At 53.2% G+C, this 13,806-nt stretch carries 10 protein-coding genes; 7 read left to right on the forward strand and 3 right to left on the reverse strand.

Annotation, left to right across the window (positions count from 1 at the left end):
* Positions 1 to 109 precede the first annotated feature (109 nt).
* Positions 110 to 2,371, reverse strand: coding sequence for a TonB-dependent receptor (locus tag HBA55_RS18490; protein WP_166994485.1), 2,262 nt, complete (start codon positions 2,369 to 2,371; stop codon positions 110 to 112).
* A 247-nt stretch (positions 2,372 to 2,618) separates the two neighbouring features.
* Complete coding sequence (locus HBA55_RS18495) at positions 2,619 to 3,239, reverse strand: TetR/AcrR family transcriptional regulator (protein WP_166994487.1); 621 nt, start codon at positions 3,237 to 3,239, stop codon at positions 2,619 to 2,621.
* A gap of 719 nt (positions 3,240 to 3,958) precedes the next feature.
* On the opposite strand from HBA55_RS18495, the gene HBA55_RS18500 reads away from it, so the two are divergent.
* The gene (locus HBA55_RS18500) at positions 3,959 to 4,744 is read left to right on the forward strand and encodes a metallophosphoesterase (RefSeq protein ID WP_166994489.1); all 786 of its coding nucleotides are present in this window, start codon (positions 3,959 to 3,961) and stop codon (positions 4,742 to 4,744) included.
* Positions 4,745 to 4,979: 235 nt separating this feature from the next.
* Positions 4,980 to 6,410, forward strand: a complete 1,431-nt coding sequence (locus HBA55_RS18505) for an AAA family ATPase (RefSeq protein WP_166994491.1) — start codon at positions 4,980 to 4,982, stop codon at positions 6,408 to 6,410.
* Between the two features lie 2 nt (positions 6,411 to 6,412).
* Here HBA55_RS18505 and HBA55_RS18510 read toward each other — a convergent pair whose 3' ends face one another.
* Positions 6,413 to 7,441 (reverse strand): AraC family transcriptional regulator, encoded by a 1,029-nt coding sequence (locus tag HBA55_RS18510; protein ID WP_166994492.1) that lies wholly within the window; start codon positions 7,439 to 7,441, stop codon positions 6,413 to 6,415.
* Between the two features lie 172 nt (positions 7,442 to 7,613).
* Here HBA55_RS18510 and HBA55_RS18515 point away from each other — a divergent pair, with 172 nt between their 5' ends.
* The 5 genes from HBA55_RS18515 to HBA55_RS18535 all read left to right on the forward strand — a co-directional run bounded on the left by HBA55_RS18515 (position 7,614) and on the right by HBA55_RS18535 (position 13,804).
* The gene (locus HBA55_RS18515; protein ID WP_166994494.1) at positions 7,614 to 8,732 is read left to right on the forward strand and encodes a saccharopine dehydrogenase family protein; all 1,119 of its coding nucleotides are present in this window, start codon (positions 7,614 to 7,616) and stop codon (positions 8,730 to 8,732) included.
* A gap of 24 nt (positions 8,733 to 8,756) precedes the next feature.
* On the forward strand, positions 8,757 to 9,983 hold the full coding sequence (locus tag HBA55_RS18520) for a thiolase family protein (RefSeq protein WP_166994496.1): 1,227 nt from the start codon (positions 8,757 to 8,759) through the stop codon (positions 9,981 to 9,983).
* Between the two features lies 1 nt (position 9,984).
* Complete coding sequence (locus tag HBA55_RS18525; RefSeq protein ID WP_166994498.1) at positions 9,985 to 11,598, forward strand: AMP-binding protein; 1,614 nt, start codon at positions 9,985 to 9,987, stop codon at positions 11,596 to 11,598.
* A 117-nt stretch (positions 11,599 to 11,715) separates the two neighbouring features.
* Complete coding sequence (locus HBA55_RS18530; protein WP_166994500.1) at positions 11,716 to 12,948, forward strand: acyl-CoA dehydrogenase family protein; 1,233 nt, start codon at positions 11,716 to 11,718, stop codon at positions 12,946 to 12,948.
* Between the two features lie 31 nt (positions 12,949 to 12,979).
* A complete protein-coding gene (locus tag HBA55_RS18535; RefSeq protein ID WP_166994502.1) occupies positions 12,980 to 13,804 on the forward strand; it encodes an SDR family NAD(P)-dependent oxidoreductase in 825 nt (274 codons plus the stop codon).
* The last annotated feature ends 2 nt before the right edge of the window (positions 13,805 to 13,806 follow it).

The raw sequence follows: 13,806 nt of genomic DNA on the forward strand, positions 1-13,806 counted from the left end.
TATGGAGAAAGGGACTGATACACCTATGGAGAAAAGGCGCTTAGACAAGCCAAGATGGGATGCGAATGACGGGGCTCTGGTCTGAGCCCCGCTTACAAAACGCTAGAATTTAATAGCGATAAGACGCTTCCAAACCAATAGTGCGTGGCCGCATACGATTGGCCGGCACTCCGAGCGGAGCTGTTGACGCCAGCAGACTGATTTGCCCGTCTTCGTCTGTGAGGTTTTCACCGGTCAAGTAAACAGACCAGCTCTCTGCCTCCACACCCAAGCGAGCATTCAGCACCGCAAAGGAGTCTGACTCGGTACTGGCACCTAAAGTATAGTCAGGGCGACCATCTGTGTACTGGTAGGCCATATGGAAACGACCGTCGAGCCCTGAATCACTCAGTGCCCACTGATAAGCGGCTGAGGCCGAGAATGTGGTCTCAGGCACTTGCACGACGGTGTCGCCGTCGTCGACGTTCGCCAGCGGCAGAGCTTCGCCGTATTCAGTGCTATTGAAGTTACCGGATACCTGCAGAGTCAAACCTGGAATGCCTCGATAAAGAACACCCAGATCCAGCCCCACGCCTTCAGCTTCGCCCACGTTTTCAGCGTAGGCAATCGGCAACAGAGTCACCGAATCAATAGTAGTCAGCACCGTGATTATGTCATCCCACTGCAGATAGTAGACCGCCACCTCGAGCTGCAGTTTATCGTCCATAAAGCTCAGTTTTGTACCCAGCTCATAACTGATTAAATCTTCAGGATCTGAAAATTGAGGGGCCGAAACACTAGCGGCCGCAGCCGATAGCAGTGAAATACCCTGCTGAGCCACCCCACTGCGGAAACCTTGGGCCACATTCAGGTAATAAAGGCTGTCTTCGTTGGGGGTATAAGACACATTCACTCGGCTTGTGACCTTGTCAAACTCTTCACTGCGCTTAGCATCAATACCAAACAGAGCCAGGGTTGAAATAGTGGTCGCATCCAGGTCTTCCTCTTCCCGCTCATCTTCAAAATAGCGGGTACCCAAAGTCAGCTTCCACTCATCATTGAATTCGTAGTGCGCTTCGCCAAATACCGCCCATTGCTGTGAACGTTTTTGCTGATCAGCTGCGACTGCCATAACCGGATCGGGGACACCCGCCAATAACAGGCCTGTGGCCAGCTGTTGCTCCTGCTTGGCGTCCATATAGAACACGCCCGCCGTCCAGGAGAGATCGCTGTCACCGGTTGAGGCCAGGCGCAATTCCTGATTCAGGGTACGGTTTTCCACCGGCAGCAATGCCATGCTGCCCAACACATTACTGTCGAGCTGCTGCTCGGACTCGATCAGTGAGGTGGTGCTGTAAAGTGAGATATTTTCAAAATCATACTCCATCGTCATATTGTACAGATCGAACTCTGTCTGGCTCCTCAGGTCCTCCGCTGTTACTGGTCGAGCGCCAGCTGGGTCCAAAGCCGGTAGAGACAGAGGATCAAATTCCACATAGAGCGGCGAGAACTCGTAGTTGTCATCGCCGTAGGGGATAGCCGTGTCCACTTCGCTGTGCCAGGCGCTCAATTTCAAGGTAAAATTATCCCCCGGGGTGAACAACAGCTTGGCACGGTAGCTTTTATCCTCACCGTCATTGTAATCATCTTCGCCAGTCAGGGGCAGATCGATAAAACCATCCTCATCAACACGAGAAGCGACGAGGCGAGCCGAGAGAGTGTCCTCGATTAACGGCAGGTTAACCGCAGCCTGGACTTTCCAACTATCACCGTGACCAGACGTGGATGAGACACCCGCATTGGCTTTGAACTCGAACTCATTATGTTGAGGTTCGCGGGTAAGCACACGGACTGTGCCCCCCTGAGAGCTGGCGCCGTAGAGCGTGCCCTGAGGACCACGCAGCACTTCAATCCGTTCCAAGTCGTAGGGGTTGGTATCCGGCACAAACTGTTGTCCCACCTGGGTGTAGGGCAAGTCATCCAAGTAATAGCCCACGGTGGAGTCACCAAACAGGGAAGACACTCCACGGATTTGTAGAGCGTTATTACCGCCGCCGCCAACTTCCACACTGGACACGCCGGGATTCATTGCAATGGCGTCCGCGACGGAGGTAATACCCTGCTCCTCCAGCTTTTCACCGTTCATGGCACTGATCGAAAAAGAGGTATCCATAATGCTCTTGGCACCAATTTTCTCAGCAGTGACAATTATCTCCTCTAGCACAAAATCATCTAAATCCTCTGCCAGAGCCTGGGCGGAAAAGGCAGATATTGCCATGGCCAGCACTGCTCCCCCGGCCAATCCAACTTTATCAACGGTTTGGTCAGTAGCTGCATGTATTGTTTGGCAGCGGCCTTTGGTACTGGCCTGTTCTTTTATCGTTATCATCATCAAATCTCCTCAATTGGGAAGTGCATCGCTTCAAACATATACAATTGTATATATACTCTCAATATACGACTGTATATATCCCGTGTCAACGGGATTAACTTTGAAACCCATTCCAATTAGGTATTACTAAGCGGGCTGGATAGAAGAATTACAGATAAAGCAGGACACGCAGGCGCCAATAGTGCGCCCACTGGTGGAGACTCTTCAATAAGTTGGGAAATTCCCGGAGGTATAGAGGGCTATTAGCTTACTTGACCAAAAAACCGCGCGTCAGCATACGCGACAACATTTTATTCCGCGCCGCCACCATGGATGCATCATACATAGAGGCACCATACAATTGGTGGGAAAAAGGTTCGAGAATCAGCGGCCCCAATAAATCAAAGAACATCATTAACGCTGCTTGTTCTTTATCAACATCGGGCTGGAGATTGCCTTGCGCTTCACAGGTATCGATATAGCGACGAGTAATGTCGCGAATTTCCTGCATCATCGCCAGGCTGCCCTGATTTTTTTGCAACAACGCAGTGCGCAGGTACAACATCACATCTCGGTCGCGTTCGATAAATGCGACTATGTCGTCTGCCAGCCCCTCCAGGCCTGCTGCTTCACCGAGTTCGGCAATGCCCTCGTACATGGAGGCAAGTTCGCGGAGCACAAAGGCATCCAACTCCTGTCGTAACCCATCCTTGGAGCCAAAATGAATGCGGATCAATCCCAGGGAAACTTCCGCCTCAGCGGCAATTTCCCGCATACCCACCGCGTCAAAACCTCGCTCGGCAAACAACTTGAGGGAGACATCTAGCAAGCGCTGGCGCTTTTCTGTATTTTCATCCGGGCTTCTGGGTTTGGTGGTTGGCGCTGGCATGGTTCTTTGACGGTACAACGACTAATATTGTATGCGCAATATACAATCGTATATATCAGCAGTCAACCCCTCGTTTACTTACATATTAAGATCATTAATAGAAGGAAAGTGGCAAATCCACCCTAGCAGTGATCCCTACCACACCCGCTACCGAGAATATGTAGACTTTGATCATTTGCACTAGAGGATATCAAATCATCTGTTACTTAGGTTGCAGGGGAATGGGTTCGGCTTGCATGTACCCCTCTCCCTTTTTCTTTTGGCAGTCGCACTTTTGGTTTTCCCGAACGAAGAGTGATCATTTATTCAAGTAGGATCAATGCCCGAAGAAGTATTGAAACCGGACAAATGGGTCCCTCAAATTACTGCACCGTTACGACAGCTTTAGGCCAGATTTTTTCCGTTAGAGATTCATAGTTGTGAGAGTACGGCCACTACCGCTCATGGCTGTTAGCTGCGGTAGGGCAGAACTTCGGCTTTTTTGAACGATCAAAATTCCAGGGCGTAAAATTAACTCTCGAATGACAGCTTGCTGACGTCTCTTTCTATGGTATGAGCTGCACCGGCGAACCAGCCTAAAAGCACCGCTGTTAACGACAACAAAACCTCGACACATCGACGAGCAACGGTGAAGATGCGCAGGTTTTTCTTTTGCGTGAATGGAAAATGCCTCAATATAGTAACGGTATTCCACTTCCACCGTTAATTGGAAAACTGAAATGGGCCTGCGCATCGCCATTCTGTCTGACATCCACTCTGAGTTTCACCCCCAGGGATGGCTGCCACCCATGCTTCAGGAAACGGAGTGTGACGTGCTGGTACTGACCGGCGATATCGGCATGGGCGATGGCACTATCGAGTTCGTCACGAGAGTTGCCGAAATTAAGAGTGACACGTCGATCTTGTGGGTGGCAGGAAACCATGATTTCTATGGCCAGGATTATGATCGCCAGTTGAGTCAGTATCGGTCCGCCTTCTCGAATTTTGACAACGTCTATTTTCTTGAGTGTGACACCGTCACCATCCAGGGCGTCACGTTTCTGGGAGCGACCCTCTGGACTGGCTTTGATACTCTTGGCGAACACAGTATTGGTCCGGGGATGCAAGTCGCAGGTGCAGCCATTGCTGATTTCTTCCGCATTGAGAAACAGGATGGCAGGCGCTTATTCACACCTGCGGACGCTGCGGCGTTGTTTAAGACAAGCCGTCAATGGCTGGCACAGACCCTGGAAAGCTGTGAACCCGGCAAGACCGTGGTAGTGACGCACTTTCCGCCACTGCGGGTCGCAAGACACGCGGGCTTTCCCGAAGACTTGATGTCTACCTATTTCCAGGCCAACTGCGAATCACTGATTGAGCGCTACCAGCCCGCACTTTGGATCTATGGGCACAATCACTGGAGTGATGAGCACCAGGTAGGCCGTACTCGCCTTGTGAGTAACCAACTCGGGTATCCGGGCGAGGATGGTATTCCCGGAGCCCAAGTGGTTATCCTGGAGATATGATCGAAGTTCACCCGCTCGCTCGATCACATCCCTTTGATTCGCGGTTGGCGTAAACGAAGCCAAACTATGTTAGTGAGCGCCAACAACCACCCTATAACCAGCCAAAATCTGATAAAAACGGCAATTTTGGCTGATTATAAGCTATAAGTAGCCAAAATATATATTTTTGACTTGTTTTTGGCTACTTATAAGATTAGCCTACATCAATTGATGTAGCTCACTACAAGTGATTGGAATGGCAGATATTGTTGGTCGCTCGGCCGAAAAGGAGGTCTTACAGCGAACTCTGGACTCTAGAGAGGCCGAGTTTGTGGCTATTTATGGTCGCCGTCGCGTTGGCAAGACCTACCTGATTCGTGCTTTCTACGAAAACCACATGAGATTTGAGCTGACGGGCGAGTACAAGGCAAGCCTTGCAGATCAGCTGGAGAACTTCGCTTTCGCACTCGGAAGGGCTCAGAACCGTAACATTGAAGCTCCTGAGTCTTGGCGAAAAGCATTTCAGCTTCTGATCTCGTTTATCGACACACTGGACAAAAAACAGAAGCATGTATTGTTTTTTGATGAGCTGCCATGGCTTTGTTCTCCACGCTCTCAGTTCCTTTCTAATCTGGAGTATTTCTGGAACGCCTGGTGTGTGAAGTACCCCAATATTATCTTGGTTGTATGCGGTTCTGCCGCTTCCTGGATGATCCAAAAGATCATTAACAACAAGGGGGGGCTGCACAATCGCACGACTCGAAGAATTCAACTCGCACCGTTCTCACTGACGGAATCTCATAGCTACTTAAAATATCGAGGAATCAATCTCAGTCATCGCCAGGTATTGCAGCTTTATATGTCAATGGGGGGAATTCCATACTATTTGAAAGAGGTCGAACGAGGTCTTTCCGCCGCTCAGAATATCGCAAACACTTGCTTCTCAAAGACAGGATTATTAAAAAATGAGTTCCTGAATCTGTTCGCCTCCTTGTTTAAGCACTCTCACCGACATGAGAAAATTGTCAGAATTCTTGCCGCCAGCCGGATGGGACTCTCTCGGCAAGATATTCAAAATAAATCAAAGCAAAAATCAGGCGGAACCTTGACAACAACGCTTTCGGAGCTCGTGGAATCCGGGTTTATTGAAAAGCTGGCTCCTGGCAAAGGACATCGTAAGGTCGCACTTTATCGCTTGGTTGATGAATACACCTTGTTCTATTTACACTGGATAGAAAACTCAACAATTTCGAATGAAGAGGAGTGGCTCAAACGCCAGAACAGTCCGGCATGGTTGTCATGGAGTGGCTATGCATTTGAAACCATTTGCTTGAAGCATGTTGATCGACTGAAACAGGCACTCGGTATCGGATCGGTAGAGAGCGACATCTATAGCTGGCTGCATCGCTCTCCCTCTCCCGAGAACCCAGGAGCGCAAATTGACCTCGTGATTGATCGAAGAGATGATTGTATTAATCTCTGTGAAATGAAGTTTTCTCTGAACCCATTCGTGGTCGACAAAAAATATGCCTCAACGCTCCAACAGAAAAAAGAGGTGTTCAGAAATACTACTGGTACTCGAAAAAGTCTCTTCACGACGCTCATAACGGTTGAGGGGGTGAGAGTAAACGAGTATTTTGGCGAAGTTGTCGATCAATCCATCGACGCGGATGTACTCTTCAGCTGATTTCAGTGACTCTTCCGATAAGCCAAAGGCGACACTCCCTTCCAGCGCTTGAACGCATTACTGAATGCCGCCGCATCACTGTATCCCACTCGTGCAGCGATCTCTTCAATGGTGAGTTTGGTGGTGGTGAGGTACTCGGTTGAGACACTGATGCGCACATCGTCCAGTAACTCCTGAAAGCTTTTGCCCTCTTTTGCCAAGCGTCTTTGTATCGTGCGCGGTGTGGCATTCAAAATACTGGCTATCGAGTCAAGCGTCGGCGCCCGATCACGAAAATTCATTAAATGATAACGCACCAGTTCCGTAAAACTGTATTGACTGCTTAGCATTTGGGAAATTTTCTGGCACTGACCGGAGAAGACGCGCGAAGTCTCAGGGTCGGATTGTTGCAGGGGAGAGTTGATCCACTGTTTGTCAAAGGCAAAGCGGTTAAACGGCGCTGAGAACTTTGCTGGACATCGGAAGATCTCTTCGTAGGCTTCCGTCGATGTCGGCTTTGCGTGTTTGAATTCAACCTGGTGCAGGGGCAAGTGCTGGCCCAAAGCCTCCAGAGCAATACGATAGGCGGCACTGAGGTCGCGCTCTATCATAAACTGTACCGTCTCTCCGAGGTCGCGAACCGGGTCCATTTGTACAAAAGCCCAATCGCCTTCGTCATAAACACTGACTTTAAAATAGGTCCAGGTCAGTAAAATGTTGTCGAGAATGACCTCATAACACTGCTTCAGATTAATGCTGGTCATGGCCGCCAGGCCCAGCATGCCATAACTGGAGAGGTGGTAAAGCGGGCCTATTTTCAACCCCAACTGAGGTTGATTGAGGCTGTGAATGACGCTCTGGTAAAAACGCAGTTCCTGGGTGGGTGTAATGGAGAACTCAGGCTGGGACAGTGCATCGGTGGGAATCTCCGCCTGTCGCAGATGGGGTTCATAGTCTATGCCCTGCTCCTTCAGCCAACCGATAAACGGGTGTAACCCGTAGATCAGGTGGCGCAGCGCGTGGGGTTCACCGTGATTGCTTTCTATTCTCATCCTGTTCTCATCGCCTGCCTATCGCCCGCATGTTAGATGACGTCATTATTGTGTCGTTGATTGTAACCACCCCTGTCGTGATTTCGCAAATTCTTGTCGATCTACAGCATTAGAACCTGACTCGGGTCAATTTATAGTGATCTCACTGAAAACAACCCAGAGAGAGATGACGATGTCAGGAGATCCCCGCGTTTTAATTTACGGTGCCAGTGGCTATACCGGAAAGCTGATTGCCGAGTGCCTGGCCCAACGCCAAGTGCCATTCTATTTTGCCGGTCGTACTCGCAGCCGCCTGGAGGAAGCCTTGAGAATAGTCGAGGAGCGCCACGACGGTGCGGTACCGGCCACTATCGTCAGTGCCAATAATACCGTCGAGGAACTGCTGCCCTGGTTCGAAAAAGTCGATGTAGTGATCAACGTTGCCGGACCGTTTATGCAGGTTTCCTGGCCGGTGGTTGAGGCCTGTTTACAGGCGAACTGCCACTATTTGGACACCACCGGTGAGCAGGATTGGACGCTCGCCATTGCCGAAAAATATGGCGACGCCTTTGCCGAGAAAAACCTGCTGCTGTGCCCGGCGAACTCCTATATGTGGGCCGCAGGTGCCCTGGCCGCAGAGGTAGTGTTGGAAAGCCCCGGCGTTGATACGGTCGATCTCGTATACCAGATTGACAATGCACTGCCCTCCGAGGCTTCCACCAAGTCGTTTTTGCGTATGCAGGGCAACGCCGAAACCCAATACTACCTGGAGCAATTTGAGTTTAAGAGCTGGCCCCACGATGTCGCCTTTACCGTGACCGTACCCAACAAGGCGCAGCCATTACTGGCCCTGCCCTGGGGCGGTGCCTGCGAACCCATTTGGTTTTCCCGCGATGAGCGCGTGCGCAACTGTCGCGTACTGACCGCATTTGGTGACGAGATCGTCAATAACGTTGTGCAGGTGGTGAAGACATTCACCGAACAATCCAAGGGCATGACTCAGGAGGAAAAAGAGGAACTGACCAACAAGTTTGGCGAGGAGATGACCTCCGAGGAACCCCCTAAGGACAGCCGTGACCTGCACCGCACCGTAATCGTTTGCCGGGGCCAGGGTCGTCAGGTCACCACACAGTTCGATCTTTCACTCAACGCCCCCTACACCTTTACCGGTGAAATTTGCGCGGAGGGCGCCGAACGCCTGCTTGATGGCCGTCTGAAAGCGGCGGGGTTCCAATCTCCGGCTGTGGCGTTTGGTCACCGGGAGCTGCTCGAAGTCTTCCACGAGCTTGGCTACACCAACTTGCCCAAGTAAAGGCGTCGCAAGAGGAATACCCATATGAAGATGCACGCCTATGTGGCCGGGGTTGGTATGACCCCGTTTGGCAAACATCCGCAACGCAGCTTAAAGGGCCTGGCTGGCGAAGCCATAGTGGCTGCGCTGGAGGATGCCGGACTGCAACTCAACGACATCGACGTTGCCTATATGGGCAATGCTGCGGGCGGTGTTGTTCAGGGGCAGGAGATGATCAGTGGCCAGGTCGCCCTGCGCGAGCTGGGCCTCGGCAGAGTACCGGTGATCAATGTCGAGAACGCTTGCGCCACCTCTTCTACGGCTTTTCAACAAGCCAGCGCCATGGTCAGCAGCGGCGTTTACGAAGTCGCCCTGGTATGCGGCTTTGAAAAGCTGTTTCACGAAGACAAAGCCCGCAGCTTTGCCGCCTTTGACGGTGCCGTGGACACCGAAAACCCAGACGGAATGTCAGGCGCGCTGGAGGCCCTGGCGAAACGTGCGGGGGTTGAGGTGGATGCTGAGAACGCCGGCCAGACTCGCTCTGTGTTTATGGATATTTATTCATTGATGGCCCAGAGCCATATGAACAACTACGGCACCACCCAGGCGCAGTTTGCTGCGGTAACCGCCAAGAACGCTTTGCATGGGAGCTTGAATCCCAAGGCGCAGTTCCGACAGAAACTCAGTGTTGAGGAGGTATTGGCCGCTCGGGAGATTGTCTATCCATTGACGTTGCCCATGTGCTCTCCGATTGGTGACGGGGCTGCAGCGCTGGTGATTGTCAGCGAGCGTTTGGCCAAACGTCTCCACACGCCACGGGTTCGTGTCAGGGCCTCGGCACTGGTGTCCGGCTGGGACGATTCCACCGAAGTGGGCGCCTATGCCGCGCAGAGGGCCTATGAAGCTGCCGGTATTGGACCCACGGAGCTGGACCTGGTGGAGCTGCACGACGCCTCTGCCCCGTCGGAAATTCTGGCGTATGAATACCTCGGACTTTGCGACAAGGGTGAGGGCGGCGCCTGGGTGGAGCAAGGTTTTACCACCCTGGGTGGCCGCCTGCCCGTCAATACATCAGGCGGGTTGCTGCGCAAGGGCCACCCCATAGGGGCGTCCGGCGCCGGTCAAATCGTCGAGCTGACGCAACAACTTCGCGGCCGCGCCGGTGCCCGTCAGGTTGAGGGCGCCCGCACAGCGCTGGCTCATAACGGCGGCGGCATGATCGACCTGGACGCCGCCGCGACAGTCGTCAGCATTTTAACCCTGGAGAATTAATGTGAACGATTCAGCCTTAATCCTCGCCAACCTGGTTCGGCAATGGTGCGATAGAGACCCTGATCGCGATGTACTGACGTTTGTTGCCATTGGCAACAACGGTGAATTCCTCGACCAAATACGGACCTACCGACAACTCTGGGAAAACGGTCAGAAGCTTGCCCACTGGCTGCAACAACAGGGTATGGGTAAAGGCGACGCCTTTGCCATCATGATGCCGAACCATCCGGAGTTTGTGGAACTGATGGTGGCCTCCTCGATCCTGGGTACCGTATTCGTGCCCATCGATCCCCGCACCAAAGGTAACAAACTGCAATATATGCTGGACTACGCCCAGTGCAAGGGCGTTTTTGCCACTGATGCGACACTCGCGGAAATCGCCGCCGTATGGCCAGCGCGCTCCAAGACCAATGGGTCTGCAATTCAGCGATGGATCAGTCCCCTTAGCCAGAAACACCCTGAAGCCAATCGCCCTTGCGTTCGACAGATTCTTTCTGCATCTGTGCCTTCACCGAACCTGGATGTGCAAAGCACTGACCCGGATGCGCCTATGCAGATGCTTTATACCTCAGGCACGACCGGCGACCCCAAAGCCATCTTATCGTCTCACCGACGCTTCGGCGACGTAGCTCAACTGGGTGAGCTGCTGGGACTTAGAGATGGTGACCGGCCCTACACCGGCCTGTCCCTGACCCACGCAAACGCTCAGCTGGTTACATTGGGTAATACGCTGGGTATGGGGCTACGAGGCGTGATCAGTCGGCAGTTTACCAAGTCGCGCCTGTGGGACATTACCCGCTATTACGGGTGTACCTTTTTCAATTTGCTGGGTGGCATGACAACGGCGATTTATGCAGAGCCGGTAAAAGACAACGATGGGGATAACCCCGTTCGCTGTGTCTTGAGTGCAGGCATGCCCGCGGCAATCTGGGACAAGTTTTGCAAGCGTTTCGGCGTTGACGTGTATGAGTTTTATGGTGCCGCTGAAGGCGGCATGACGTTACATCCACCAGGAGAGGGGCCAATCGGCAGCTGCGGCAAAGCGATACCGTCTCTGCAGTTACAAATACTGGATGACAATGATCAGCCTTGCCCAGCCGGTGAAGCGGGAGAAATCTGTTTCCGACCCGCCAACGGCAGTGACCCCGTGGTGAAGTACTTTAACAATCCTGAAGCCTCCGAGAAAAAGACCGCCGGTGGCTGGCTGCGTATGGGCGATATCGGCCACGTGGATGAGGACGGTTGGCTGTTCTTTCACTATCGCAAAGGTGGTGGCATCCGTCGCAATGGTGATTTTATCAACCCCGCGTTTGTGGAAAAGACCCTATCCGAACACCCCCATATTGACGATGTATTCGTCTACGGCGTGCCCGCCAAAAACGGAGCACCCGGTGAAAAAGATGTGGTCGCGGCGATTGTTCCCGCCTGCCCCAATTCCTTTGATGCCAAGTCAGTGTATTCCCGTTGCCGTGAAGAGCTTGAAAGTAACTTTGTTCCCAGCTTTTTACATCTTGTTGAGGCGATACCCAAAACCGCGTCGGAAAAACCTCAAGAGCGATTTTTGTTAGAAGCCTTTGAGGAAGGCAAAGATCGAATTTTAACGGCAACGGAATGACAGCAGATTGTTTGGTGGATTACGGCTTCGCCTCTTGCGCCCCTTGTGGGTAAAACCACCCTGCATATGAAAAAAATCGCCTTGTTACCGGATGTTTAACATCTACGGAGAATAATGATGAGTCAATATCAAGAATTACCACTGTCCGGCCTGGAGCCGCCGTTATCCGAAATGGAAAAGGCCATCCAGGAAACCACCCACCGATTTGCCGTCGAGGTTATGCGACCCGCAGGCGTCGAACTCGATCGCCTGTCCGCCGAGGAGATGATTGCGCCCGGTTCGCGCCTGTGGGAGGTTTTGGACAAGGCTCAGGGGCTGGGGCTGAGCCTGACCGCGATGGCGGAGCTGGAACCCATCGAACGTGTGCGCCTGTTGGCGATTGCTTCAGAAGAACTGTCTTGGGGCGACGCCGGTTTGGCAGGCGCCATTCTGGTGAATCACTTTCCCGTCATGTATTCGCTGATTGCCGGCAACCAGGCAATGGCCGAGTACTGCGAAGGCAAACGCGGCTGTTGGGCCATTACCGAGCCGGACCACGGCAGCGATATGCTCGACCCCCAGGCTCACGTCGCTGCCAACGGCGGCCGTTATGGTCGCCCGAACTGCGTTGCGCGAATCGATGGCGACAAGGTGATTATCAACGGACAAAAATCGGCCTGGGTGTCGGGTGCCACCACCGCGGAGGTATGCGCACTCTATTGCCACGTCGAAGTCGACGGTGAGGTAAAACCGGGTATCAGTGTGATAGTTCCTTTGGATGCCCCGGGAGTCAGCCGCGGCAAACCGCTGGAAAAACTGGGCATCCGTTGTCTCAATCAGGGTGAGCTGTATTTCGACAATGTCGAGGTGCCCCTTTCACACCTGTTGGCCGGCCCGGAAACCTACGCCGATCTGGTGGAAAAAACCCTGGCGGAGGCTAACCCGCACGTAGGCCTGATGTTTGTGGGCGTAGCTCGCGCGGCCTATGAGCACGCCTTGGCATATGCACACGAACGCCGTCAGGGTGGCGTGGCGATTATTCAGCATCAGTCGGTCCGCCAGCGCCTGTTTCATATGTTCCGCAAAGTCGAGGCCGCCAGGGCGTTGGTGCGTCGCGCGATGGAATACAACGCCACAGCACCCCGCCCGGCCCTGCAAGGCTCCGCCGCCGCTAAAGTCACCGCCACTCAAACCGCATTGGAAGTCGCCAGCGACGCCCTGCAAATGTTCGGCGGCAATGGTATGACCCTGGAGTACCCCATGGAGAAACTGTTCCGCGATGCCCGCTCCGGTTTGATTGCCGACGGTTGCAACGAGCTGCTTGCGCTGAAGGGTGGAAGCTTACTGATTAATCCAGACCTGTTGGCTTAAACCAATGCTTCGATCAATGGGAGAAAGCTCAATGGCAACACTCTGCTCTCTTGAAGGAAAGGTTGTACTGATTACCGGCGCCGCCACCGGCATTGGATTGGCCTGCGCGCGTTTGCTGGCGCAACAGGGGGCCGCCGTGATGCTGAGTGATCTGGACGAAGCTCAGTGTCGCCGTCAAATCGAAAAACTGTACACGGACAACCAGATTCCGGAGTCTGCAAAAATGGCGGCTTGCGCGCTTGATGTGACTCGGGAAGATCAATGGCAGGCAGCGATAGAGCAAACGCTGCGACGGTTCGATGGCCTTGATGTGCTGGTCAATAACGCCGGTATCTATGTCGGCGGCACGCTGGTTGAGAACGCGTTGGAGGATGTTCAGCGCGTACAGCAGGTCAATGTGGATTCGATCTTTCTCGGCATGAAGTATGCCGCACGGGCGATGCAACCCGGTGGCCCTGCAGGCAAAGGCGGTTCCATTATCAATCTTTCTTCGGTTGCCGGGCTGGTGGGTGTACCTGGCCACAGTGCCTATGGCGCCAGCAAAGGCGCGGTGCGGCTATACAGTAAACACGCCGCCGTAGAGTTTGCCCGCCTCGGTTACAACATTCGCGTCAACAGCGTTCATCCGGGATTAATTGCCACCGCCATGGGCGACCAGGCGTTTCAGGATTTTGTGGATATCGGCCTGGCCGACACTCTGGAGCAGGCTCGTGCGTTGGTCCTGCAGATGACGCCGATGGGGCGGCTCGGCCAGCCCGAGGATATCGCCAGTATGGTGAGTTTTCTGGCCAGCGATGCCTCAGCGTATTGCACCGGCGCGGAGTTCAATGTGGATGGTGGCATGAGCGCCGCATGACA

Source organism: Pseudomaricurvus alkylphenolicus, assembly GCF_011683955.1.
In the GTDB taxonomy this organism is placed as follows: domain Bacteria; phylum Pseudomonadota; class Gammaproteobacteria; order Pseudomonadales; family Cellvibrionaceae; genus Pseudomaricurvus; species Pseudomaricurvus alkylphenolicus.